Source organism: Pseudomonas sp. FYR_2, assembly GCF_043106425.1.
GTDB classification, from domain to species: domain Bacteria; phylum Pseudomonadota; class Gammaproteobacteria; order Pseudomonadales; family Pseudomonadaceae; genus Aquipseudomonas; species Aquipseudomonas monteilii.
In genome coordinates this window covers 347,053-370,859 of sequence record NZ_JBICMM010000018.1, presented here as the reverse complement: position 1 = coordinate 370,859, position 23,807 = coordinate 347,053, and the positions used below count along the sequence as shown (strand labels likewise).

Annotated in this window: 19 protein-coding genes; 7 read left to right on the top strand and 12 right to left on the bottom strand. The window is 63.5% G+C overall.

Annotation, left to right across the window (positions count from 1 at the left end; genetic code table 11):
- The first annotated feature begins 2 nt into the window (after positions 1-2).
- Together ACF8R4_RS09330 and ACF8R4_RS09325 are read left to right on the top strand one after the other, a co-directional pair.
- Positions 3-770: an SDR family NAD(P)-dependent oxidoreductase gene (locus ACF8R4_RS09330; RefSeq protein WP_060497137.1), complete on the top strand. Its 768-nt coding sequence runs from the start codon at positions 3-5 to the stop codon at positions 768-770.
- 30 nt (positions 771-800) lie between these two features.
- The gene (locus ACF8R4_RS09325; RefSeq protein WP_392492276.1) at positions 801-2,072 is read left to right on the top strand and encodes a D-arabinono-1,4-lactone oxidase; all 1,272 of its coding nucleotides are present in this window, start codon (positions 801-803) and stop codon (positions 2,070-2,072) included.
- Between the two features lie 46 nt (positions 2,073-2,118).
- On the opposite strand, the gene ACF8R4_RS09320 is transcribed toward ACF8R4_RS09325, so the two are convergent.
- From ACF8R4_RS09320 to ACF8R4_RS09310, 3 genes are all read right to left on the bottom strand, one after another.
- The gene (locus ACF8R4_RS09320; RefSeq protein WP_060497113.1) at positions 2,119-2,916 is read right to left on the bottom strand and encodes a helix-turn-helix transcriptional regulator; all 798 of its coding nucleotides are present in this window, start codon (positions 2,914-2,916) and stop codon (positions 2,119-2,121) included.
- Positions 2,917-3,032: 116 nt separating this feature from the next.
- Complete coding sequence (gene eutH, locus ACF8R4_RS09315; protein ID WP_392492275.1) at positions 3,033-4,265, bottom strand: ethanolamine utilization protein EutH; 1,233 nt, start codon at positions 4,263-4,265, stop codon at positions 3,033-3,035.
- A gap of 316 nt (positions 4,266-4,581) precedes the next feature.
- Positions 4,582-5,493 carry a LysR substrate-binding domain-containing protein gene (locus ACF8R4_RS09310; protein ID WP_104834564.1) on the bottom strand — a complete coding sequence of 304 codons (912 nt, stop codon included), beginning with the start codon at positions 5,491-5,493 and terminating at the stop codon, positions 4,582-4,584.
- A 97-nt stretch (positions 5,494-5,590) separates the two neighbouring features.
- Here ACF8R4_RS09310 and ACF8R4_RS09305 point away from each other — a divergent pair, with 97 nt between their 5' ends.
- From ACF8R4_RS09305 to ACF8R4_RS09285, 5 genes are all read left to right on the top strand, one after another.
- Entirely contained in the window at positions 5,591-6,682 is a 1,092-nt protein-coding gene (locus tag ACF8R4_RS09305) for a tartrate dehydrogenase (RefSeq protein WP_392492273.1), read from the top strand.
- Positions 6,683-6,875: 193 nt separating this feature from the next.
- A complete protein-coding gene (locus tag ACF8R4_RS09300; protein ID WP_060497138.1) occupies positions 6,876-8,474 on the top strand; it encodes a BCCT family transporter in 1,599 nt (532 codons plus the stop codon).
- Positions 8,475-8,594: 120 nt separating this feature from the next.
- The gene (locus ACF8R4_RS09295) at positions 8,595-9,716 is read left to right on the top strand and encodes an aromatic ring-hydroxylating dioxygenase subunit alpha (RefSeq protein ID WP_200929431.1); all 1,122 of its coding nucleotides are present in this window, start codon (positions 8,595-8,597) and stop codon (positions 9,714-9,716) included.
- A gap of 78 nt (positions 9,717-9,794) precedes the next feature.
- Entirely contained in the window at positions 9,795-10,766 is a 972-nt protein-coding gene (locus ACF8R4_RS09290; RefSeq protein ID WP_060497118.1) for a PDR/VanB family oxidoreductase, read from the top strand.
- An 84-nt stretch (positions 10,767-10,850) separates the two neighbouring features.
- Positions 10,851-11,930 (top strand): helix-turn-helix transcriptional regulator, encoded by a 1,080-nt coding sequence (locus ACF8R4_RS09285; RefSeq protein ID WP_060497139.1) that lies wholly within the window; start codon positions 10,851-10,853, stop codon positions 11,928-11,930.
- A 132-nt stretch (positions 11,931-12,062) separates the two neighbouring features.
- Here the strand turns inward: ACF8R4_RS09285 and ACF8R4_RS09280 are convergent, their stop codons facing one another.
- The 9 genes from ACF8R4_RS09280 to ACF8R4_RS09240 form a co-directional block, all read right to left on the bottom strand.
- Complete coding sequence (locus tag ACF8R4_RS09280; protein WP_223623931.1) at positions 12,063-12,896, bottom strand: helix-turn-helix transcriptional regulator; 834 nt, start codon at positions 12,894-12,896, stop codon at positions 12,063-12,065.
- A 53-nt stretch (positions 12,897-12,949) separates the two neighbouring features.
- On the bottom strand, positions 12,950-14,362 hold the full coding sequence (locus ACF8R4_RS09275) for an aminotransferase (protein ID WP_060497120.1): 1,413 nt from the start codon (positions 14,360-14,362) through the stop codon (positions 12,950-12,952).
- A 34-nt stretch (positions 14,363-14,396) separates the two neighbouring features.
- Positions 14,397-15,500 carry a polyamine ABC transporter substrate-binding protein gene (locus ACF8R4_RS09270; protein ID WP_060497121.1) on the bottom strand — a complete coding sequence of 368 codons (1,104 nt, stop codon included), beginning with the start codon at positions 15,498-15,500 and terminating at the stop codon, positions 14,397-14,399.
- A gap of 192 nt (positions 15,501-15,692) precedes the next feature.
- Positions 15,693-16,394, bottom strand: coding sequence for an NAD(P)H-dependent oxidoreductase (locus ACF8R4_RS09265; RefSeq protein ID WP_060497122.1), 702 nt, complete (start codon positions 16,392-16,394; stop codon positions 15,693-15,695).
- A 43-nt stretch (positions 16,395-16,437) separates the two neighbouring features.
- Complete coding sequence (locus ACF8R4_RS09260; protein WP_060497123.1) at positions 16,438-17,616, bottom strand: pyridoxal phosphate-dependent aminotransferase; 1,179 nt, start codon at positions 17,614-17,616, stop codon at positions 16,438-16,440.
- A 24-nt stretch (positions 17,617-17,640) separates the two neighbouring features.
- On the bottom strand, positions 17,641-18,870 hold the full coding sequence (gene alr / locus ACF8R4_RS09255) for an alanine racemase (protein ID WP_060497124.1): 1,230 nt from the start codon (positions 18,868-18,870) through the stop codon (positions 17,641-17,643).
- 34 nt (positions 18,871-18,904) lie between these two features.
- Positions 18,905-20,512 (bottom strand): 5-guanidino-2-oxopentanoate decarboxylase, encoded by a 1,608-nt coding sequence (locus ACF8R4_RS09250; protein WP_104834558.1) that lies wholly within the window; start codon positions 20,510-20,512, stop codon positions 18,905-18,907.
- A 10-nt stretch (positions 20,513-20,522) separates the two neighbouring features.
- A complete protein-coding gene (locus ACF8R4_RS09245; protein ID WP_060497126.1) occupies positions 20,523-22,622 on the bottom strand; it encodes an acetate--CoA ligase family protein in 2,100 nt (699 codons plus the stop codon).
- Positions 22,623-22,640: 18 nt separating this feature from the next.
- Positions 22,641-23,801, bottom strand: a complete 1,161-nt coding sequence (locus tag ACF8R4_RS09240; protein WP_060497127.1) for an acyl-CoA dehydrogenase family protein — start codon at positions 23,799-23,801, stop codon at positions 22,641-22,643.
- Positions 23,802-23,807: the final 6 nt, after the last annotated feature.

The window sequence follows — 23,807 nt, the reverse complement described above, 5'->3', positions numbered from 1 at the left end:
ACATGGCGGGACGTCTCAACGGCAAGATAGCGCTGATTACTGGTGGCGCGGGGGGCTGCGGGCTGGCTGCATCGCAGCTGTTTGCAGCTGAAGGGGCTCGGGTGGGCATTGTCGACCTGCCAGACAGCAAGGGCGCCGAGGTAGCCCGGGCACTGCGCGATGCAGGCCACGACGTTATTTTCGCGGCGGCCGATGTGTCGGACGCACAGCAAGTGAAGGCGGCAGTGGCGGCTGTAGAGCAAGCCTTCGGGCACATTACCGTGCTGATGAACCACGCCGGCATCCTCGCGGCCCTGCCCTTTCTGGACACCAGCGAAGAAGAGTGGGACCGGGTGATGGCAGTGAACGTGAAAAGCATGTTCCTGGTCACCCGCGCCGTCCTGCCGGGCATGCTGGCCGCCGGTGGCGGCAGCATCGTCTGCACCTCATCCATCTCGGCTGTGGTGGGCACACCCATGGAGGTGCTGTATTGCACCAGCAAGGGCGCCACGCACATGTTCGCCCGGGCCATCGCCGTGGAGTTCCGTGACCGGGGCATCCGCGCCAACGCCATTTGCCCAGGCTTTATCGCCACCGCCCACGGCCTGCGCGAGATCGACATGCTGCGCCGCCATGGCGTGGATGTGAGCGAAGAGGCCATTGCAGCCGCTCAGGGGCGCTTGTGCGAGCCTTCGGAAGTGGCCAGCGCAGCCTTGTTCCTGGCCAGTGACGACGCCAGTTTCGTCAACGGCGCACACCTGTTTGCCGACAACGGCTACACGGCCATCTGAGCAGAAGAACAACCAGCAGGAGAGACCAACGTGACCACCTCTTCCAACAACATGCACATCAACGAATTTGGCCTGGAACACGCGCATTGGCGCAACTGGGCCGGCAATCAGTCCTGCATCCGTGCAGCACGCGGGGCGCCAGCCAGTGAAGACGAACTGTGTTCGATGGTGAACCAGGCCAGCAGCAATGGCATGAATGTGCGTGTGGCCGGTTCCGGACATTCCTTTACCCCGGTGGCGCTGACCAATGGCCTGCACCTGAGCCTGGCCAACATGAGTGGCGTGCGCCACATCGACCCTGAGAAAAAGCGCGTCACCGCTGCCGCCGGCACCACCATCAATGCCTTTGGCAAGGCACTGCGTGCAGCGGGCTTGTCGATGGTCAACCAGGGCGACATCGACAGCCAGTCGATTGCCGGCGCCCTGACCACCGGCACCCACGGCACCGGCCTTACCTTGGGCAATCTGGCTTCGTCCATCGTTGGCATGAAGCTGGTGCAGCCCAATGGCGAAATCCTTGTGGTGGACGAAAGCACCCCCGACCTGTTGCAGGCTGGCCGGGTTTCTCTTGGCGTGCTGGGCATCGTTTCGGAACTGACCTTGCAGGTAACCGACAGCTTCAACCTGCACGAGCGCATCTGGCGCGAAGACTTCGAAAGCGTGATGGAAAAGCACGATGAACTGGCGCGCACGCACCGCCACTTCAGCTTCTTCTGGTGCCCGTACGAACAAAGCCGCCACTGCTATTGCCTGCCCGATACTGCCGCGACCTCCACCACCGGGCGCACTACCGACGTGTGCGAAGTGAAGGTCATGGACATTACCGACCGCCCGGCCTGGGAAAGCGAATTCGAAAAAGTGGCGTACAGCTCGGATGTGTACCCGATCGAGTACCTGCCCAATTTCCACGAACTGGAATACGCCGTGCCGCTACGACACAGCAAGGAAGCGCTGCGCGCAGTGCGCAAGCTGATGCTGGAGGACTTCCCCGAGGCCATCTACCCCATCGAGTACCGTTTCACGGCCGGCGATGACGCATGGATGAGCCCGTTCTTCGAGCAGGACAGCGTGACCATTTCGGTGTCTGGCCAACCGGGTACCGATTACTGGGACTACCTGCGGGCGGTGGATCAGATTCTGCGTTCGTATGGCGCCAGGCCGCACTGGGGCAAGCTGCACTTCCTGACCGGTGAGGATGTGAGCGCCATCTACCCGCGGGCTGAGGACTTCCGTAATTTGCGCCGGCAGCTTGACCCGCAGGGCATCTACCTGAGCGAGCACCTGAGCCCGCTGTTCAAATAACCTGCTGCTTTCACATCCTAGGGCTGCGTTGCAGCCCTTTGCTTTATCAGGCCTTGGCCAGGTAGTCGATGAACAGGCGGAACAACTCGGCGTTGGTGGAAATCTCCAGACGCTGGTAGATGTTGTGCTTGTGCACCTTCACCGTCCCATCAGAAATACTCAGCTGCCGCGCAATCGACGCATTGCTGTGCCCCTGCAACAGTAACTTGGCGATCAGGCGCTGAGTCTCGGTCAACTGCCCTTGCAGGATCTCGACAAAAGCATCCTCCAACACCGCCCCCTCCGGCGTAGCGCGCAGGCAATCGGCATAACGCAACCGGCAATGCTGGCCGAACACCGACGCCAGCAGTGGCACCATGCCCGCTAGCAGGTCCATTTCCGCAGCACTGAAATCGCCACTGCCGTGGTTGCGCATCAGCGAATAGACCATCGCCACCTGGGACCGCAACGGCATGATGAAGCCCACCTCTTCAATCGCCGTGCCGTAGTCGGACGACACGCAAGGGTGGATATCCTTGGAGATGGCAAAGCCCGAAGAGAAGAAGCAGTCAGGCGCCAGCTCGCTCATGCGCCACACCCCGGCCGGATGCTCGTTGACGCAGGCAACGTAGAAAGGATCGAGCAGGTAACCGCCTCGCACGTAGGCATTCAGGGTGCGCTCGGTTACCGAATGGTTGTAGCCGTTATGCACCAACAGCGCAGGCTGGTTGAACTGGAACAGGTAAGCGCAACTCATGTCGAACGCCAGCGTGCCCCGCAGCCAGGCATCCAGCGCCGGCCCCAGTTGCTCGCTGCCGGTCGCCTCGATTACCGCCGCCAGCCCCTTCGCCTCATCTTTTGTCATTGTTCACCACGCTCTCGTGCACGGAAGGCCTGTGCGACCTTACCGGCTTGATTGGCAAAAAACACAAAATCCGGGGCGCCCTGGACGCTCCGGATCATGTGCATGACGTTTTTGGCTCAGGACGGCTCGGCCGCTACCTTGAACGCACCGGCGGCATCATCCTGGCGCCCCATCTCCTGCGCCTTGGGCACCGCCAGCCAACTGGCCAGCAGCATGGCGATCAGGCCAGCACTGAGCTTGCCGATCATCAGCGGCAATATCAACGAGGGTTGGAAGTTGGCCGAGAAGGCCATGTGGTCGCCAAAGGTAAAGGCGGCGCACACCGAAAAGGCGATCACCAGCACCTTGTCCTTGGGCGGCATTTCGCTGACCAGCCGGAACATGGCCAGGATATTGGCAGAGGCCGCCAGCACCCCGGCCGCACCGACACCGGACATGCCAAAGCGCGAGGCCACCCGCTCGATCGGCCGCGCCAGGAAGCGCTTGAGCAGGTGCACCATGGGGAACGCACCGCACAGCATCAGGCCGATGTAGCCGGCTATTTCCAGGGCACGGAACTGGTCGTCGGCGTCGGCAATGATTGGCGCGAACCCCCAATTGCCGAACAGGTGGCTGAACAGGCCGGTGAAGTACTGCACGATGGACGCCACCAGCACCAGCACCACGGCGATGTACATGAACTGGCCGAGCTTGAGGAACAGGTACACCATCAGCGTCGGGAAATAGCGCAACGCCGCCGCCAGGGCGATACAGAACAGGATCAGCGGCATCAGGTTGCGCAGCAGCATCGCCCAGGTGAAGTGCAGCGCCTGGGTGGCGGCGCCAGTGGTGGCGATGTCGGGGCGCACGCTCAGGCCCAGGGCCTGCATGGCCATGGCGATGATCATGATGCTCAGCGGGATGGTCAGCAGCCCGGCCATGATCCCCAGGGCCATGTACTTGTGGTCGACCTTGCGCAACATGGCCAGCCCCACCGGGATGACGAAGATGATCGTGGCGCCGCACTGAAAGCCGGTAATCAGGCCCAGGATCCAGCCTTCGGGGCTTTGCGCCAAGGCCTTGGCCAGCTGGTAGCCGCCCATGTCCGAGGCGATGAAGATGGGGCCGGCAATGCCGGGGTCGGCACCGATGGCCAGGAACAGCGGCGCGATCACATGGCTGATGCCCGCCGAAATGTAGGGGATCGCCGCCATGATGCCCGCTACCGGGATGAAGATGGGCCCGATACTGTGCAGGCCGGCGATGAACTCCTGGCCCAGCTCGCCCTCGGGATTGTAAATGGATGCCACCGCACCCAATACCGCGCACACCATGATGACGTAGATGACATAGGTGCCGATGCTTTCCATTTGCCGCCTCATTTTTAGAGTTGTCGGGTTGGCAGGACTGAAAGGTCACGGGGCATCGCTGTTGTTATAGCGTGTGCAAGGTGCGCCCCGTCGAGGGGTTAAGCTATGCGGCAAGGTGATGGGCTGTCCATATACCGGGAGGTATACACGAGCGAACCCATTGATTTAGCAGGGACCCTGTGGGAGCGGGCTTGCCCGCGAAGCAGGCGACTCGGTACATGGCACCGGCTGCGCCGGTGTTCGCGTGCAAGCCCGCTTGTGAGTTGCTCCCACAGGGATCGCGCAAGCGCTAAGATTTTGTGCCAGCCAGCAGAAGTTAGCCCGGTAAGCTGTAACGCTCGGCAAAGTACTGCCGAAAAAAGTCCACCGCCACCCGCACCTTGGCCGAACTGGCCAGCGGCGAGGTATACACCGCCCAGATATCCGCCGGCTGGTGATAGTCCTCCAGCACCTGCACCAGGCGCCCGTCCTGCAGGCTGTCGTGCACATCCCACCACGAACGCAGCAATATCCCGCGCCCGTCCAGGCACCACTGGTGCGCCACCTCACCATGGTTGGTCGACAGGCCGCCGGTCACCCGCACGCTTTCTTCGCCGTTAGGCCCCATCAGTTGCCACACACCAAACGGGTGATCGCGCTCCTTGATCACCAGGCAATCATGGCTGGCCAGGTCGCCCAGCACCTTGGGCGCACCGCGCCGCGCCAGGTAGGCCGGCGCGGCGCACAGCACCCGGCGGTTGCGCGCCAGCGGCTTGGCAATCAGGTTGGGGGCAATGGCATTACCCACGCGGATGTCCAGGTCCACGCCCTCCGCAATCAGGTCCACCAGGCGGTCGTGCACGTCCAGGCGAATGTCCAGTCGCGGGTAGCGTTCGGCCAGCTCCGACAAGGCCGGCGCCACGAAGCGCCGCCCCAGCCCCAGGCTGCTGGCTATGCGCAGCTGGCCGGCCGGCTCGCGGTGCTGGGCGCTGATGTCATCGCCCATGCGCTGCACGGCATCGAAAATCTGCAACGCCCACTGATACACCCGCTCGCCCTCCTCGCTCACCGTTACCCGCCGTGTGGTGCGGTGCAGCAGCCGCACCTCCAGGGTTTGTTCGAGCATGCGAATGCGTTTGCTGATGTACGCCGCCGACATACCCAACTCGTCGGCCACGGCCGCGAAGCTGGCACGTTTGGCCACCTGCAGGAAAATGTTGAGGTCGTCCAGACTGGGCAGATTATTCACGTAGCGTGTTCCAAGAATCCATGATTGGCCAGATTATCTCCGAAGCAAGCCCTTATAGCATGGCCAGCACCTGTTCCCTAGACAACGAGTGCACCCCATGAGCAAGACCTTCAGAATCGCGGCAATCCCTGGCGACGGCATCGGCAACGAAGTACTGCCAGAAGGCATTCGCGTGGTCGAGGCCGCTGCGCGCAAGCACGGCCTGGACATCAGCTTCGAGTTCTTCGAGTGGGCCAGCTGCGATTACTACCTGGCCCACGGCAAGATGATGCCGGACGACTGGTTCGAACAGCTCAAGGACTTCGACGCCCTGTATTTCGGTGCCGTGGGCTGGCCAGACAAGGTGCCGGACCACATCTCGCTGTGGGGTTCGCTGCTCAAGTTCCGCCGCGATTTCGACCAGTACGTGAACATTCGCCCGGTGCGCCTGTTTCCGGGCGTGCCGTGCCCGCTGGCTGGCCGTGAGCCAGGTGACATCGACTTCGTGGTCATCCGCGAAAACACCGAAGGCGAATACTCCTCCCTGGGTGGCCGCATGTTCGAAGGCACCGACAACGAGTTCGTGCTGCAGGAGTCGGTGTTCACCCGCCGCGGTGTCGACCGCATCCTCAAGTATGCCTTCGATGTGGCACAGACCCGCGAGCGCAAGCACGTCACCTCGGCCACCAAGTCCAACGGCATGGCCGTGAGCATGCCGTACTGGGACGAGCGCACCGCCGCCATGGCGGCCAATTATCCGGAAATCAGCTGGGACAAGCAGCACATTGATATCCTCTGCGCCCGCTTCGTGCTGCAGCCCGACCGCTTCGATGTGGTCGTAGCCTCGAACCTGTTCGGCGACATCCTGTCCGACCTCGGCCCGGCCTGCGCCGGCACCATCGGCATCGCACCGTCGGCCAACCTCAACCCCGAGCGCAAGTTTCCGTCGCTGTTCGAACCGGTACACGGTTCGGCGCCAGACATCTACGGCAAGAACATCGCCAACCCGATCGCGATGATCTGGTCGGGCGCACTGATGCTGGACTTCCTCGGCAACGACGGCGCCGATCCACGTTACCGCGCCGCCCACGACGACATCCTCAAGGCCATCGAGCAGGTCATCGCCGCCGGTGAGGTGACCCGCGACATGGGCGGCCAGCAGTCCACCCAACAAGTGGGCCACGCCATTACCGCACTGGTCGAAGCCTGATACACAGGGGCCGATTGTCAGAACTGTCTGACAATCGGCCCCTTGCCTCTTGCGAGCGGCGTGGATTGTATGCAAAATCTGTTAACCATTAGATTCTAGTAAACTAAAGGTTAACAACCAAGGAAGGAGCAGCACCGCAACACCCCGGATGCCTGCCGGGTATAACAAGTACGCCAACGTCCAGGAGACGATGATGTCGCACAAGAATAAAAAGATTGATGTGTTCCTGATTACCGTGAGCCTGATTGCCGTACTGCTCACCGTGATTGGCCTTGCAGCCTTCCCCGCCCAGGCTGAAAGCGCCGCCAACCAGTTGTTCGAACTGTCCACCCGCACCTTCGGTACCAGCGTGCAGGTGCTGGTGTTCGCCAGTACCCTGGCCGTGCTGTATCTGGCCTTCAGCAAGTACGGCAACATTCGCCTGGGCAGTGGCAAGCCAGAATATGCCACCGCCACCTGGGTGTTCATGTTCATCTGCGCCGGCATGGGGTCGTCGACCCTCTACTGGGGTGTGATGGAGTGGGCCTACTACTACCAGACCCCGGGCCTGAACATCGCCGCCGCCACCCCGAAGGCGCTGGAATACAGCGTCGGCTACTCGTTCTTCCACTGGGGTATCAGCGCCTGGTCGATCTACGCCCTGGCTTCGCTGGCCATGGCTTATCACTTCCATGTACGCAAGAAGAGCGGCTTGAACCTGGCCTCGATCGTCGAAGCGGTGACCGGCTTCAAGGCCACCGGCCCGGTGGGCCGCAGCGTCGACCTGATCTTCCTGCTGACCATGATGGGCGCACTGACCGTGTCGCTGGCCCTGACCGCTTCCACCCTCACCCGTGGCCTGCATGACCTGACCGGCACCCCGGACACCTTCACCGTGCAACTGATGGTGATCGGTGGCGTGGCGGTGATGTTCTCGCTCAGCTCGTACATCGGTATCGATGGCGGCCTGCAGCGCCTGAGCAAGATGGTGTGCATCGGCGCGCTGGTGTTTGCTGCCGTGATCCTGCTGGTCGGCCCGACCCAGTTCACCATCAACAACACCGCCAACTCGATTGGCCTGATGATCCAGAACTACGTGCACATGAGCCTGTTCACCGACCCGGCCGGCGACGGCGCCTTCACCCGCAACTGGACGGTGTTCTACTGGCTGTGGTGGGTGTCGTACGCACCCGGCGTGGCCATGTTCGTCACCCGCGTTTCGCGTGGCCGGCAGATCAAGGAAGTGGTACTGGCCCTGCTGCTGGGTGGCAGCTTCGGTTGCTGGTTCTTCTTCGGCGCGCTGGAAAGCTACAGCATGCACCAGTTCATCACCGGCGCGGTGGATGTACCGAAGATGCTCGCTGAACAAGGCGGCGAATCGGCCGTGACGCACTTGCTGCTGGCATTGCCGTGGGGCCAGGTGTTCCTCGGTGTGTACCTGTTCATCATGGCCATCTTCTGTGCTTCGCACATGGATGCCGCAGCCTACGCGGTGGCCGCCACCAGCACCCGCAACCTGCGTGAAGGCGACGACCCGACGCCAACCCACCGTCTGTTCTGGTGCGTGGTGCTGACCCTGGTGCCGCTGGCCATGCTGTTCGCCAAGGCGTCGTTGTCGACCATGAAGACGGCCGTGGTGCTGACCGCGATCCCGTTCATGGTAATTCTGCTGGTGAAGATCTACGGCTTCTTCAAGTGGATGATCGCTGACTACGGCCAAGTGTCGGCCCACGTCATCGAGGAAGAAGCTGCACGCATGGCCGGAGAGGAACCCGCCGAGCATGCCCCACGCAGCGCCGCTGCCGTGCATTGATTGAATCATCGGGGCTGCACCACAGCCCCTTTGCAAGACTGCAAATTTTTTTGCCTGATCTGTTAACCAGCAGATACGCGTTAACCAACAACTATAAACCGAGCTTGTGAGATACCTGTCATGAACGACTTCAAACGCCTGCCCGCCGATTTCTGCGCGAATGCCGACGAGGCCTTCACCCTCCCGGCCAACTTCTACACCCAGGCCGCCGTGTTCGAGCACGAGAAAGAAGCCATCTTCGCCCGCAGCTGGATCTGCGTGGGCCACCGCAGCGAAGTGGCAGACAACAACGCCTACATCACCCGCGAAGTGATTGGCGAAAGCATCATTGTCGTGCGCGGCCGTGACAGCGTGCTGCGTGCGTTCTACAACGTCTGCCCGCACCGTGGCCACCAGCTGCTCAGCGGCAGCGGCAAGGCCAAGAACGTCATCACCTGCCCGTACCACGCCTGGACCTTCAAGCTCGACGGCGAACTGGCCCACGCCCGCAACTGCGACAACGTGGTCAACTTCGACAAGGAAAATTCCACCCTGGTGCAGCTGCGCGTAGAAGAATACGCTGGGTTCATCTTCATCAACATGGACATGGACGCCGGCTCCGTCGAAGACCAGCTGCCAGGTATGCAAGCCCGCATGCGTGAAGCCTGCGCGGTAATCGACGACCTGCACCTGGCCGCGCGCTTCGTCAGCGACACCCCGGCCAACTGGAAGTCGATCGTCGACAACTACCTGGAGTGCTACCACTGCGCCCCGGCGCACCCAGGCTTCTCCGACTCGGTGGACGTTGGCCAGTACAGCCACAGCCTGCACGGCAACTGGACCCTGCAGTACGGCCTGGCCAAGCCTTCGGAGCAGTCGTTCAAGTTCGACGAAAACGTGAAGGACCCGTCGTTCGCCGGCTTCTGGGCCTGGCCGTGCACCATGTTCAACGTGCCGCCAGGGGCCAACTTCATGACCGTGATCTACGAGTTCCCGGTCGATGCCGAAACCACCCTGCAGCACTACGACATCTACTTCCTCAACAAGGACATCACTGAAGAGCAGCAGAAGCTGATCGACTGGTACCGCGAAGTGTTCCGCCCAGAAGACCTGCGCCTGGTCGAAAGCGTGCAGAAGGGCCTGAAATCGCGTGGCTACCGTGGCCAGGGCCGCATCATGGCCGACCGCGAGCGCAGCGGCATGAGCGAGCACGGCATCGCCCACTTCCACAACCTGATCGCCGTGGCCCACCTCGACGATTGATGGCAACCCCTCCACGTTTTTTGGCACGTAAAGGTGCGCGGCAGGGCCTGCCGCGCCCCCCGGCAGTCGAGGTGAACCATGGCCAACACTTATGAAATGTTCAGCGTCCGCGTAACCGACGTGGAACACGCCACGCCGCTGATCAAGCGCTTTACCCTGGCCCGCGAAGACGGCGCGGCGATGCCCGCCTTCACCGGTGGCAGCCACGTCATCGTGCAGATGCAAGGCGCCGACGGCAGCCAGTTCAGCAACGCCTACTCGCTGATGAGCGACCCGCGCGACACCCGCAGCTACCAGATTGGCGTGCGCCTGGAAGAGCAGTCCAAGGGCGGCTCGGCGTTCATGCACCAGCAGGTGGAAGTCGGCACCCGCCTGACCATTTCGTCGCCCAACAACCTGTTTGCCCTGGACCCTTCTGCTGGCCGCCATGTGCTGATTGCCGGCGGTATCGGCATTACCCCGTTCCTGGCGCAACTGCATGAACTGGAAGGTGGCAGCACCGACTACGAGCTGCACTATGCCTTCCGCGCACCGGAGCATGGCGCGTTTCAGGACCAGTTGGCCAGTGGCCCGCACGCGGCCAATACCCGTTTCTACATCGACAGCCTCGACCGCAAGCTCGACCTCGCCGCCCTGTGCGCAGGGCTGGACGAGCAAGCGCACCTGTACGTGTGCGGCCCCAAACCGCTGATTGACGCGGTCATCGCCTGCGCGGCCCAGGCCGGCATTGCCGAGCACCGCGTGCATTGGGAACAGTTTGCCGCCACCCCCGTTACCGGCAGCGCCTTTACCGTGGTGCTGGCGCAGTCGGGCGTGGAGTTGCAGGTGGAAGAAGGCATGACCATTCTGCAGGCCATCGAAAAGTCCAAGGCCGCCAAGGTCGAGTGCCTGTGCCGCGAAGGCGTGTGCGGTACGTGCGAGACCGCCATTCTGGAGGGCGAGGCCGAGCATTATGACCAGTACCTGAGCGACGAGGAGAAGGCTGCCCAGCAGAGCATCATGCTGTGCGTCTCGCGCGCCCGTACAGCGCGGCTGGTGCTGGATCTGTAAGTGACCGCTGCAACGGCCGTCAACCAAAAGTTGACGGCTTGCGTATACTGGCAGGCTCTTGGCCCAGATCAGGACACCCTGCCGATGTTGGAAAACAGCTTCGCCTTCCGCCTCAAGGAACTGCTTGAGCATCACAAGCTGACCCTGCAAGCCGTGGGCACGGCCTTGGGCATCTCGCGCACCGCGGTGCACAAGTGGACCCGTGGCGGCGAGATCGACTACGACAACCTACGCAAGCTGGCCGACTTTCTCAAAGTCAACTGGATCTGGTTGCGCTATGGCGACGAAGCCCTGCAGAACATCCAGCAACCGCAGGTGGTCGAGCTGCCGATGACCGACCTGCGCCGGCGCCTGACCGCCGAGATCATGGAGAGCGAAACGCGCATGAAGCTGGCCCAGGAAGGCGCGCGCATCGTCACCTGGGAGTGGAACCTGATCAGCGACGAAGTCACCTACTCGCCTAACGTCGAGCAGGTGTACGGCTGGCCGGTGCACCACAACGAAGACTTCTGGAAGCACCTGCCCGACGAAGACGTGCAGCGCATGCAGGCGATGTACGCCGAGGCGGTAGCCGAAGGAACGGGTTGTGAGTGCGACTTCCGCATCACCCGCCCCGATGGCGAAGTACGCTGGATTTCCTCCCGCGCCACCGTAGTGCGCGACAGCGCTGGGCGCTCGGTGAAAATGGTCGGTATAAGCATGGACAACACCGAACGTCAGGTGGCCCAACAGGCGCTGAGCCAAAGCGAGGAACGCTTCCGGGCGATCTTCGAACTCGCCTGGGGCGCCCTCGCCTACATCGACCCGGACGGCACCTGGCAGCGGGTCAACAACAGCCTGTGCGAGCTGCTGGGCTACCGCGCCGAAGAGCTCTACGGCATGACCTTCCAGCAGATCACCCACGCCGACGACCTGGCGCAGAACCTGCAGCTGTTACAACGCATGCTGACCGGTGAAACCGAGCGTTACGAGGTAGAAAAACGCGTGCGCCACAAAAACGGCGCGTACATCTGGGTGCGCGCCCGCACCTCGTTGCAGCGCCATGCCAATGGCGAGCCGGAACACCTGATCAGCGTGTTCGAAGACATCAGCGCCGAGCGCCAGGAACATGAACGGCTGCAGGCGCATATTGCCGCACTGGAGGCCCGGCTGGCCGCTTCGTAACCAACCCGAAATTTCAAAGCTGACGCGATCCCTGTGGGAGCGGGCAAGCCCGCGAACACGGCAGAGCCCGTGCCATCCACCGCAGTGCCTGTTGCGCGGGCATGCCCGCTCCCACAGGGGCGGCGATAGCTTCTAGATTTCCAGGTGATCGCCGCGCAACCAGTCGATAAACCGCGCAAACAACTCGGACTGCGAGTTGATCTCCAGCTTCAGGTACAGGTTCTTGCGGTGCATGCGCACCGTTTCAGGCGAGATACCCAGCTCTAGCGCAGTCGACTTCACCGAATGCCCGCGCAAGATCATGTGTGCCACCTCGCGCTCGCGGTCAGTGAGCACCTGGCAGCCAAAGCTATCAAATGCCGCCTGCAAGCCGCCGCGCTCAACCGATGCAGTGCCAGGCTCCAGGTTGTGTCGGGCATAGCGCCCCAGCAGTTCGCGCACCATCGGCTCCAGCGCCCGCAGCAGGTCGACCTGCCCGGCACTCAGGGGCGTACCGCTGCAACCTTGGAACAGGCTCAATGACAGCTTGCGACCCGCGCTGAGGTCGACGATGTAGTAGCTGTCTTCGCTGCAACCGGTGGCCAGGTAATAAGTCTTGTAGTAGTCGCTGTCGAAGAAGTTGTCGGGGGCGATTTCCTGCAGGTGGTAAAAGCCTTCGGCCAGGCCGCCTTGCACCGCCAGGCAGAACGGGTCGAGCAGGTAACCGGCGCTGAAGTAGCGTTCCAGCACAGCGGCGCGGTGCAGTTCGGGGATGCCTTGCTGGTACAACAGCTGCGGCGCCCGCCCCTGGCACTCCAGGCTGATCATCATCGATTCCACCTGTACCAGCTGGCCGATGGCAGCGGCCACATACTCCAGCGCCTCAGGCGTTTCGCTATTGGCCAGCGCGCGCTGCAACGCTGCATGCCATTGCTGCAGCGCGCCCATGGTGAGGGTAAGCGGGGTGTCGGGGGTGGCCTGGGTCATGCCCGGCAGTCTAGCCTGCCAGGCACGCCCCCGCACAGGCCTTTGCGCCAGGCTCATCGGCCCCGGTACAGGCCAAGCGCGGTGAGCTCGCGCGCGGTTTCGATGATGCACTGGCGCAGGGTCTCGACGATTTCATCCACCTGCGCATGGGTGATGATCAACGGCGGCGACATCACGTTCAGGTGCATGATCGGGCGTACCAGCAGCCCCTTGGCCTGGGCCTTGCTGTGGATACGTTCACCAATGTTAACCTCATCCGGGAACAGCGCCTTGCTGGCCTTGTCGGCCACGAACTCGACGCAGGCCATCAGCTTCATGCAACGCACATCGCCCACCAGCGGCAACTCGCGCAGGCTCTGCAGGCGTTGTTCCAGATAGCTGCCAACGTCCTTGACGTGATCCAGCAACTGCTCGCGCTCGATGATCTCGATGTTCTTCAGCGCCGCCGTGCAGCACACCGGGTGACCGCTGTAGGTGAAACCATGGGTGAAGCAACGGCCCTTGCCCGGCTCGGCGATAACCTGCCAGATGCGCTCGGAGAAAATGCACGCGCCCAGCGGCAGGTAGGCCGAGGTCAGGCCCTTGGCGGTGGTGATGAGGTCGGGGGTAACGCCAAACAGTTCCTCGCTGGCGAAGAAGGTGCCCAGGCGCCCGAACGAGGTCACCACCTCGTCGGCGACGAACAGGATGTCGTAGGTCTGGCACAGCTGCCACATGCGTTCGAAATAGCCTTTGGGTGGAATGATCACCCCGCCCGAGCCCATGATCGGCTCGGCGAAGAACGCTGCCACGTTGTCAGCGCCCAACGACAGGACCTTGTCCTCGAACTCGGCCACCAGGAAGTCGAGGAACTCGGCCTCGTCCATGTCGTCCGGCGCGCGGTACGGGTTGGGGTTGGAGACGTGGTGGATCAGGTCATGGTGATAATCGAACTCCGGCACCCGGTCGGCGGCCTTGTTGCCGATCGACATGGTCAGGGTGGTGGAGCCGTGGTAGGCGTTGTAGCGGGCAATGATGTGCTTCTTATGTGGCTTGCCGCGGCAGTTCTGGTAGTACTGGATCAGCCGGTAAGCGGTGTCGACAGCGGTCGAGCCGCCGGTGGTGAGGAACACATGGTTCAGGTCGCCAGGGGCCAGCTGCGCCAGTTTCTGGCACAGCTCGATGGCCACATCGTTGGCCATGTCGGAGAACGGGTTGGAATAGGCCAGTTGGCGAACCTGGTCGGCGATGGCCAAGGCCATTTCCTCACGGCCCAGGCCGATGTTGGTGCACCACATGCCGCCAACGGCATCGAGGAAGCGGTTGCCGTGGGTGTCGCGAATGTACGCGCCCTCGCCGGCGACGATGTTCAGTGCGCCTTGCTCGCGGTGCTCGTCGAACACATGGTAGCCGTGCATGTAGTGGGCCTTGTCGGCTTCCACCAGCGGGTCGTGGGCGATGGCGAATGCGTTGCTTGGGGTGGCCATGGGCAGCTCCTTGGCGGGAATCGTTGGGCAGTATTCAGAAACCGGTCTTGACCGTGCTCCAGACCCGGGTAATGGCGCGCATGTCCTTGGGGCTCTGGGTTTTCTGCGCGAACAGGCGTTCGCGGGTGGATGAATCTGGGTAGATCGCCGGGTCCTGGCGGATGTCGTCACGCACCAGCGCAGTGGCGGCGGCGTTGCTGTTGGCGTAGTGGATGTAGTCGGTGACCTTGGCCATGGTCTGCGGCTGCAGCAAAAACTCGATGAAGCGGTGGGCGTTGGCCGTGTGCGGCGCATCCTTGGGGATGTACAGGTTGTCGAACCAGATCAACGAGCCTTCCTGGGGGATGAAGAACGACAGCTTGATGTCCTTCTTCGCCTCCACCGCCCGGGCCTGGGCGGTGGCGTAGTCGCCGGACCAGGTCAGTGCCAGGCAGACATCGCCGTTGGGCAGGCTGGTGAGGTAGTTGACCGAGTCGAACTTGCGAATGTAGGGGCGGATGCTCAGCAGCAGTTGTTCGGCGGCCTTGAGGTCGGCCGCAGATGCGCTGCGCGGGTCCTTGCCCAGGTATTGCAGGGCGAGCGGGATGACCTCGGTGGGCGCGTCCATCAGGGTGACGCCACAGTCGGCGAAGCGCGAGACGATCTTGGGGTCGAACAGCATGGCCAGCGAGCCGATGGGGGCGTCGGGCATGCGTGCGGTGATCTTGTCGACGTTGTAGGTGACCCCCGAGCTGCCCCAGGTGTAGGGCGCCGAGTACTTCAGGCCAGGGTCATAGCCTTGCAGGTTGTTGACGACTTGCTGGTCGAGGTTGTGCCAGCTGGGCAGCTGCTGCTTGTCCAGCGCCTGGAACACGCCGGCACTGATCAGCGGGGGTACCAGGGAGGCGTTGAGCATGACCAGGTCGTAGCCGGAACGGCCGGTGAGCAGTTTGGTCTGCACCGTTTCGTAACCATCGAAGGTGTCGTAGATGACCTTGATGCCGGTGGCCTTCTCGAAGTCGGCCAAGGTGGTTTCGCCGATGTAGTCGGTCCAGTTGTACAACCGCAACGTGTTGCCGCTGTCTACCGCTGCCGCCTGGGCGAGGCTGGCGCCAGACACCAGCAGCAGACCACCCATCACCTTCAGTACCTTGCGCATGGCAACTCCATCGTGTGAATGCTCCGGTTCGAGCCGTTGGGTTCACTATCGGGGGATTTGCCGAGGGGGAACATACCCCGAATGTGTGGGTGGTCGTTTTTGGCATACGGCATTGCCAGGTTTGCGCAATGTCGTATGCCGATAACAGGTTGGGGCCGCGTTGCGGCCCCAAGGGTTGGTACAGGAGAAAGATCAGGTCAGCGGGTACAGCGCCTCATCGAACTGCGCCAACCGCGGGAACACCAGCGGCTGATCATCCGAGAGCTGCTCCAGCCGCTGTCGGTACTGCTGCAAGAAGCCCTGGCGCGCCTCATCGCTGATGTACGGCACATGCCAGGCCACGAACGGGGGCAACACCTCGAACCCCACGTAGGCCAGGGTACCCCGCAGAATCGGCCGCAACATGTCTTCCAGCGGCCCATGAATCGCCCCTTCGCCAAACATGTGCTCGCGCCCGCCGAGGGTCACGGTCACCAGCGCCTTCTTGCCCGCCAAACCGCCCTGGTCGTAGAAGCGCTTGCCGCCATAGCACACCCCTGACACCAGCACCCGGTCGATCCAGCCCTTGAGCATGGCCGGCGCCGAGAACCAGAAGATCGGGAAGTTAAGCACCAGCAGGTCAGCCCACAGCAGCTTGTCCAGCTCCTGCTGGATGTCCTCGGCAATGGCACCGCGCTTGACCCCCTGGCGTTGCTCCAGGGCATACACCAGATAGTCCGGGTTCTCACGATGGGTAAAGTCTTCGGCACTGGCCACCGGGTTCCAGCCCATGGCGTACAAGTCGCTGACTTGCACCTGGCGGCCCTGGGCACGGAAGGTTTCCACGGCCTGGTCGCGCAGTGCGGCGGTAAACGATTGTGGCTCGGGGTGAGCGTGGACGATCAGTACATTCACTTGTGTTCTCCTTGCACAAAACAGGATGTTTGGCCGCCGTCGCTTAGCCTTGCATCAACTCGCCGGCACAGCGTGCGATGCGCTGGCAGGCATCGACCAACGCCTCGTTGCCCAGCACCAGCCCCAGGCGAATATGCCCGGCGGCGCTGGGGCCAAAGGCTTCGCCGGCCAGTACCGACACGCCCTGGCTGTCCAGCAGGCGGTCGGCGAAGGCCTGGGCACTGAGGCCGGTTTCGCGGATATCAACCATCACGAACATGCCACCATCGGGCTTCAACGCCTTGAGGCCCGGGCAGCCAGCCAGTTGCTCGCACACCAGGTCTCGGCGCTGGCGATAGGCCTCGCGCATGGCGTCCAGTTCTGGTAGCTGCTGCTCCAGGGCCACCACCGCAGCGTCCTGAATGAAGTCAGGCAAACCGTACAGCATGCACAGGGCGAGGTTTTCCAAGTGCGTGGCGAGTTCCTCCGAACCGACCACCCAGCCCATCCGCCAGCCGGTCATGGCATGCGATTTCGACAGGCTGTTGAGGGTGGCGGTACGTTCAGCCATGCCCGGCAGGCTGGCTGGACTCACATGTTCACCCTCGTACAGCAGCTCGCTGTATACCTCGTCGGAAATCAGCCACAGGTCATGGGCAATGCACAATTCGGCGAGTGCTTCCCAGGTCGCACGGGGCAGGCTTGCACCCGAGGGGTTGTGCGGGCTGTTCAGGGCCAGCGCGCGGGTGCGCGGCGTGATGCGCTCGGCCACGTCTCGCGGGCAGACGCGAAAACCGTTCTCCGGCTTGACCGGCACCGGTATCACCTTGGCACCACAAGCACCGAACACGGCCTCGTACGTGACATACATGGGCTCGGCAACGATCACCTCGTCGCCCGGGTCCAGCACGCACTGGGCCACGCAGTACAGCGCGCACTGGGCACCCGCCAACACGGTCACTTGGTCTGCGCTGACCGCCTGGCCGCTACGCTGCCGGTGGCGGTTGGCGATGGCCTGGCGCAGGGCCAGCTTGCCGCGCACATCGGCGTAATGGGTGTGGCCCGCTCGCAGGCTGTCGATGGCCGCCTGGACAATCGGCGCAGGGGTGTCGAAGTCCGGGTCACCCACCGACAGCAACAGGATGTCCTTGCCCTCGGCCTGCAGCGCCAGGGCGCGGTAGTGAATGTCCCAGGCCGCAGCCCCGTCGCCGGCGATGCGTTGGGTGAGCGTGGCGTAGCGCATGGCAATCTCCCTTCAATGGCGGGTTCAGTCGACGAGGATCTTCGGGTTGGAACTGCCCCACACGGTGTACAGGTCGGCGAGCAACGCGCCGTTGATGTCTTCCATTTCGGCCTGGGTGATCTCGCCCCCGGCCTGCTTGCCGAACAGCACCACTTCGTTGCCCCCTTTCACATCCGGGAAGTCGGTGACATCGACCATCAGCGTGTTCATCGACACCTTGCCCACCACCGGTACGCGGTGGCCATTGATCAGCACATGGCCCTTGTTGGTAAACGCCCGACGGTAACCGTCGGAGTAACCAACGGTGATGTTGGCCAGCCGCGAATCACGGGCCAGGGTGTAGGTGCGGTCATAGCCGACGGTGTTGCCGGCCGGGTAGCTGTGCACGGCGGCCACACGCGACTTGAACTGCATGGCACGCTGGTACTCGGTGTGGCTCGGTACCGTGTCACCGAACAGCGCGCCACCGGTGCGCACCATGTCCAGGCGTGCCTCCGGCACCTCCAGCGTAGCGAACGAGTTGGCGGCGTGCAGGGTGAGCTTGCTGCGGTCGAGCTTGGCGTGCTTGATCAGCCAGTCAGTCTGCTCGTTGAACGCTGCCAGGCCCTTGCGCACATCGTCCTTGTCTTCCACCGCAAAGTGGGTCATCAGCGCGACCAGCTTGAGGTGTTTCTGGTCAGTGATCTGCAGCGCTTCGCCACGGCCGGACCAGGTGCTCATCTCCACCCCGTTGCGGCTCATGCCGCTGGAGTTGAGCGCCAGGTGGATGCGCAACGGCTTGCCATGGCGCTCGGCGATGGCGTCGAGCTGGCGGGCGAATTCGGCACTGCCCACCAGTTCTTCCATGTCGTACTGCAAGGCGTCCTCCACTTCGCTGAGGCTGGCCAGGCGTACCCGCACCAGTTGCCCGGTGAAGCCACTGGCGCGGACCACGCGGGCTTCCTCGTTGCTCGCCACCGCCACGCAGGGCACGCCCTGGGCAATGATCGACGGCATCACCAGGCCGACACCGTGGCCATAGGCATCGGCCTTGAGCACGGCACACAGCTTGGACTTGCCGGCCAGTTCGGCCTGCAAGGTGCGGATGTTGTGTTGCAGGGCGCTGGCGCTGATTTCGACCCAGGCGTTGCTGTTTTGCACGGTCAAGGCGGTGGTGCCGTTGTCCATCGACAGCGGCGGCGCGGCGTACAGCGGAGCCTGGCCAGTGATCAGCAGGGCCAGGGAAGCGGCCAGAAGGGTACGGCGAAATGGCATGGTGGTTTCTCTTGTTATGGGTGTTGTGCGCGGTTTAGCGCACACAGGTGTGTTTGAGTTCGATAAAGGTCACGCCAGGTGTGGCGAAGCCAATGGCCAGGTCGGCCTGCAGCGCGTCCAGGTCTCGCGGCTGGCGCACTGCGCAACCAAAGGCGCGGGCCAGGCCGATGAAGTCCGGGTTGCGCGGCAGTACGCCGACCGGCTCGATGTCCAGGCCGAGCATGTCGTCACGGATCTGACCGAGGGCGTCATTGTTCCACAGCAGCACGACCAGCGGGCGGTCCAGTTCTTCGACCGCAGTGGCCAGTTCCTGGGCGGTGTAAAGAAAACCGCCGTCACCCACCAGCACCAGGCCTGGGCGGTGATCGGTGGCGAGCATGCCGCCGATGCCGGCCGGCACGCCGTAGCCGAGGGTGCCGTAGCCGGTGGGGTGCAGCCAGCTGCGTGGCGCCCGGCTGGCGAAAGCGTAGTTGCCGGTGTAGGCCAGCTGGGTCATGTCGCTGCTGATGAACGCATCGTCGGGCAGCACGGCGGCAATGCGGTCCAGAATGGCCTGGTGCGTGGCCTGCAATGGCGCATGCCCGTTGCGAATGGCCTGGCGCAGGTTGGCCACGGCTTCGTGGGCCTGAGCCGGTTCGCGGGCGAGCTCCGGCAGGTGGTCGAGCAAACCGCACAGGGTTTGCCGGGCATCGCCGTGCAGGGCCATGGCACAGGGGTAGAAGTCGTTGAACTTACGCGGATCGATGTCCACGCGCAGCAGTTCACCCGTGATCGGCAGGCGCTCGCGCCAGAAATCGGTGTCGGCCATTTCGGTGCCCACGGCCAGCACCACATCGGCCTCGCTGATGAGTTGCCAACCGGGCTCCACGCACAGGCTAGAGCCGGCATTGAGAGGCGCATCCGGTGGCAGCAGGCCCTTGCCGGCCACGCTGGTGAACACCGGTGCCGCCAGGCGCGTGCTCAACTGCGCCAGAGGCTCGGCAGCGTGCAGCGCCCCCCCGCCGGCGATGATCATCGGCCGCTTGGCCGCCGCCAGCTTCAGGGCCGCCCGGTCGAGGGTTTCCCGGCACGGCTGGCCACGGCCGGGGCGGCGCACCACCTCATTGCTCCAGTCGCGGCTTACCGGCGCGGCCAGCACGTCCAGTGGCACCGAAATGTGCACCGGCCGCGGCCGTTCGCTGTCGAACACGGCCCAGGCGCGGGCGATCAGCTCGGGCAGGTCTTCGCCGCGCAGGGCCACAGCGGAAAACGCGGTGATCGGCGCAGTCATGGCGCGCTGGTCCTGGGTTTCGTGCAGGCAGCCCCAACCCTTGCCCAGGCTGGCGGTGTGGTTGACGCTGGAAATCACCAGCATCGGGATGGAGTCGGCATAGGCCTGGCCGATGGCGGTGGCGGCGTTGGTCACGCCGGGGCCGGTGATGACAAAGCACACCCCAGGCTTGCCACTGACCCGCGCGTAGCCGTCGGCCATGAAACCGGCGCCCTGCTCGTGGCGCGTCAGCACATGGCGGATGCCACTGCCCGGCAGGCCACGGTACAGCTCCAGGGTATGCACGCCGGGGATGCCGAACACGGTCTGCACGCCGTAATTGGCCAATAGCCGTACCAGCGCCTGACCGGCAGTCATGCTGTGGTTATTCATGTCGTTCTCCTTACGCCTGGCCGAGACGGATCAACGCGTCGACCGCAGTGGTGCCGCGGGCACCCACCATCAATGGGTTCACATCCAGTTCCAGCAGGTGCCCGGCGTTTTCGCAGGCGTAGTCGGCCACCGCGCGGATGGCTGCAACCAGGGCGTCGAGGTCCGCAGCCGGGCGACCACGGAAGCCTTGCAGTAGGCTGGCGCTGCGCAGATTCAGCAGTGCGGCACGGATGGCGCTGTCGGTGGTGGGCAACAACAGGCTGACACTGTCTTTGAGCAGCTCGACCAACACGCCTCCGGCACCCATCACCAGCGCCAGGGCGAAGTCGTGCTCACGCTTGATGCCAACGATCAGCTCGGCCAGCGGCGGCTCGGCCATGGGTTCGAGCAGTACCTGGTCGAATGCTACGTGCGGGGCGTAGGCGGCGATGCGCTGGCGCATCTGCACCAGTGCGGCTTCCAGCGCAGCAGCATCGCGCAGGTTCAGCGCCACCGCACCGGCTTCGGTCTTGTGTGGCAACTGCGCGCTGACGGCCTTCAGCACCAGCGGGTAACCCACGCGTGCGGCGTCTGCCACGGCACGCTCGGGCGTGCTCAGTACGCCCGCTGGCACCGGCAAGCCAAAGGCCCGCAGCGCTTGCTTGGATTGCCATTCATCCAGCAACTGGCTTTCGCCCGTGAGCGCCTGCGGGCATAACGGGACCTGTGCGGTCTCGCCCTGTTCCAGCAGCCGCTGGCGGTTGCGTTGGTAGCCGACGATGCGGCCCCAGGCCGCCAAGCCGTCCTCCACACCCTGCAAGGCAGCGATGCCATGTGAATGGAGGCGCTCACGTGCGCTGGCGGGTAGCAGCTCCGGGAAGGCCGAGGTAACGAAGCCAATCTTGCCGTGGCGTTCCAGCGCATCGCAGTACAGCCCCAGCAACAGGTCGCACTCCTTGCGTTCGCCGGTAAATGCTGCCGGGTAATCCAGCACCAGCATGGCCGCATCGGCTGCGCCGCTCATCGTGCTGTCGAGCATGCGTTGCAGGGCGGCTTCATCGCCCCAGATGGCCGTGGTGAAATCCAGCGGGTTGACCAGGTTGGCATAGGCTGGCAGCACGTCGGCCAGTGCAGTCACCTGTTCTTGTTGAAGGCTTGGCAGATTCAGCTGGTTGCGTTCGGCATAGTCGGCAATCAGGCCGGCATCGCCGCCTGAGCAGGCCAGCGCGATCAGTTCACCGCCTGCCGGCAGACGCCCGCAAGCGGCGGCCTTGAGGGTTTCGACAAAGCTGACCGGGCCACTGACACGGATCACCCCCAAGCGCTGGAACAGGCTGTCGTACAAGGCATCGGAGCCGGACAACGAGCTGGTGTGGCTGAGCGCCAGTTCAGCACCGATCTGCGACACGCCCGTTTTCAGGGCAATGATCGGCGTGCCCTTTTGCAGCGCTTTGTGAGCGGCACGCGCGAAGCCCGGCACGTTTTTCAGGCCTTCCAGATGCAGGCCGATCGCCGTTACCCGTGGGTCGTCAAGCAACACGTCCATCAACTCGGCCACACCCAGTTGCGCCTGGTTACCGACCGAGGCCATGTAGGCCACCGGCAGCGAGCGGTCGCTCATGGACAGGTTGTAGGCAAAGTTGCCGCTCTGGGTGAGAATCGCCACACCCTTTTCCACCTGTTTACCACCATGGGCCACCGGCCACAGGGCGGCCCCGTGCAGGTAGTCGAGCAGGCCGTAACAGTTGGGGCCGAGCAAAGCCATGTCGCCAGCAGCATCAAGCAGGCACTGCTGCAACTGGCGGCCCTCCTCGCCACATTCGGCAAAGCCCGAGGCATAGCAGATGGCGCCACCGGCCCCGCGTGCAGCCAACTCGGCCACACACTGCAAGGTCAGCTCGCGGTTGGTGGCGATGAACACCGCGTCCGGGGCATAGGGCAAGTCGGCCACACGCGCTACGCAAGGGATGCCCTCCAGGCTTTCGTGCTGCGGGTTGACCAGCCACAGCTCGCCGCCAAAGCCCCCTTCAGCGCAACGCTTGAGCGCCCGCGCCATGCTGCGCCCGCCCACGAAGGCCAGGTGCCGGGGCGCCAGCAGGCGCTTGAGGTTGTCACGAATCGATTGCGACATGTGCGTTCTCCAGGCCGGTCAGCGCAACAGCGGGCGCAGCAGTTCACGGGCGATGATGTGCCGCTGGATTTCCGAGGTGCCCTCCCAGATGCGCTCGATGCGCGCATTGCGCCAGATGCGCTCGACCGGCCCTTCATCCATCAGGCCCATGCCACCGAAGATCTGCACGGCTTCGTCGGCCACCTTGCCCAGCACTTCACTGGCGAACAATTTGGCCATGCCGGCCTCGCCATCGGTCATGCTGCCCTGGTCCATCTTCCAGGCAGTGTGCAGGGTGAGCATTTCCGCAGCGCGGATCTGCGTGGCCATGTCGGCCAGCTTGAACGACACACCTTGATAGCTGCCAATGGCCTGGCCGAACTGCTTGCGGTCGGCGGCCCATTGCAGCGACAGGTCGAGGGCCCGCTGGGCCTGGCCTACGCAGTTGGCGGCCACCATCACCCGGCCGGCGGTGAGCCAGGCGTTGGCCACTTCCCAGCCTTTGTCGACTTCACCCAGCACCTTGCTGGCCGGCACCCGGCAATCGTCGAAGAACAGCTCATACGTGTGATAGCCGCGGTTGCTCACGCACTTGGGGCCACGGCGGATGGTCATGCCCGGCGTACCACGGTCCACCAGGAAGGCCGTGACCGCGTTGCGCTTGCGCCCGTTGTGCTCGTAGGTGTCGGTGACGGCAAAGACAATGGCGAAGTCGGCATGGCCCGCGTGGCTGATGAAGTGCTTGCTGCCATTGATGACAAAGTCATCGCCCTGGCGCACGGCGCGGGTCTTGATGGCGTTGGCATCAGAGCCGGCCCCCGGCTCGGTGAGGGCGAAGCAATCGGTTTTCTCGCCCTGTACGCAGGGCAGCAGGTAGTCGTTGATCTGCTCATCTTTACAGGCCATGAGGATTTTCGAAGGCCGGGCAACGAACACATGCAGCGCCCAGGACACCTTGGACAGCTCGCGTTCGATCAGCGCTTGGGACAGGTAGTCCAGGCCACCGCCGCCGACTTCCTCGGGCATGTTGAAGGCGTAGAACCCGGCAGCGAGGGCTTTGCCACGGATCTGCGCGGCCAGTTCCGGGGGCACGGCATCGGCACGGTCCACCGCTTCCTCATGGGGCTGCAGCTCTTTAGCAACAAAGCTGCGTACCGCTTCCACCAACATTTCTTGTTCTTGGGTCAGTTGGAAATTCATCTGCGA

Bases quoted from the DNA above. Each gene is read 5' to 3' on its own strand.
- ACF8R4_RS09300 (WP_060497138.1), top strand. From the start codon at position 6,876: ATGTCGCACAAGAATAAAAAGATTGATGTGTTCCTGATTACCGTGAGC.
- ACF8R4_RS09290 (WP_060497118.1), top strand. From the start codon at position 9,795: ATGGCCAACACTTATGAAATGTTCAGCGTCCGCGTAACCGACGTGGAA.
- ACF8R4_RS09295 (WP_200929431.1), top strand. From the start codon at position 8,595: ATGAACGACTTCAAACGCCTGCCCGCCGATTTCTGCGCGAATGCCGAC.
- ACF8R4_RS09275 (WP_060497120.1), bottom strand. From the start codon at position 14,362: ATGGCCACCCCAAGCAACGCATTCGCCATCGCCCACGACCCGCTGGTG.
- ACF8R4_RS09305 (WP_392492273.1), top strand. From the start codon at position 5,591: ATGAGCAAGACCTTCAGAATCGCGGCAATCCCTGGCGACGGCATCGGC.
- ACF8R4_RS09320 (WP_060497113.1), bottom strand. From the start codon at position 2,916: ATGACAAAAGATGAGGCGAAGGGGCTGGCGGCGGTAATCGAGGCGACC.
- eutH (WP_392492275.1), bottom strand. From the start codon at position 4,265: ATGGAAAGCATCGGCACCTATGTCATCTACGTCATCATGGTGTGCGCG.
- alr (WP_060497124.1), bottom strand. From the start codon at position 18,870: ATGCCATTTCGCCGTACCCTTCTGGCCGCTTCCCTGGCCCTGCTGATC.
- ACF8R4_RS09250 (WP_104834558.1), bottom strand. From the start codon at position 20,512: ATGAATAACCACAGCATGACTGCCGGTCAGGCGCTGGTACGGCTATTG.
- ACF8R4_RS09285 (WP_060497139.1), top strand. From the start codon at position 10,851: ATGTTGGAAAACAGCTTCGCCTTCCGCCTCAAGGAACTGCTTGAGCAT.
- ACF8R4_RS09240 (WP_060497127.1), bottom strand. From the start codon at position 23,801: ATGAATTTCCAACTGACCCAAGAACAAGAAATGTTGGTGGAAGCGGTA.
- ACF8R4_RS09330 (WP_060497137.1), top strand. From the start codon at position 3: ATGGCGGGACGTCTCAACGGCAAGATAGCGCTGATTACTGGTGGCGCG.
- ACF8R4_RS09245 (WP_060497126.1), bottom strand. From the start codon at position 22,622: ATGTCGCAATCGATTCGTGACAACCTCAAGCGCCTGCTGGCGCCCCGG.
- ACF8R4_RS09280 (WP_223623931.1), bottom strand. From the start codon at position 12,896: ATGACCCAGGCCACCCCCGACACCCCGCTTACCCTCACCATGGGCGCG.
- ACF8R4_RS09260 (WP_060497123.1), bottom strand. From the start codon at position 17,616: ATGCGCTACGCCACGCTCACCCAACGCATCGCCGGCGACGGGGCTGCG.
- ACF8R4_RS09270 (WP_060497121.1), bottom strand. From the start codon at position 15,500: ATGCGCAAGGTACTGAAGGTGATGGGTGGTCTGCTGCTGGTGTCTGGC.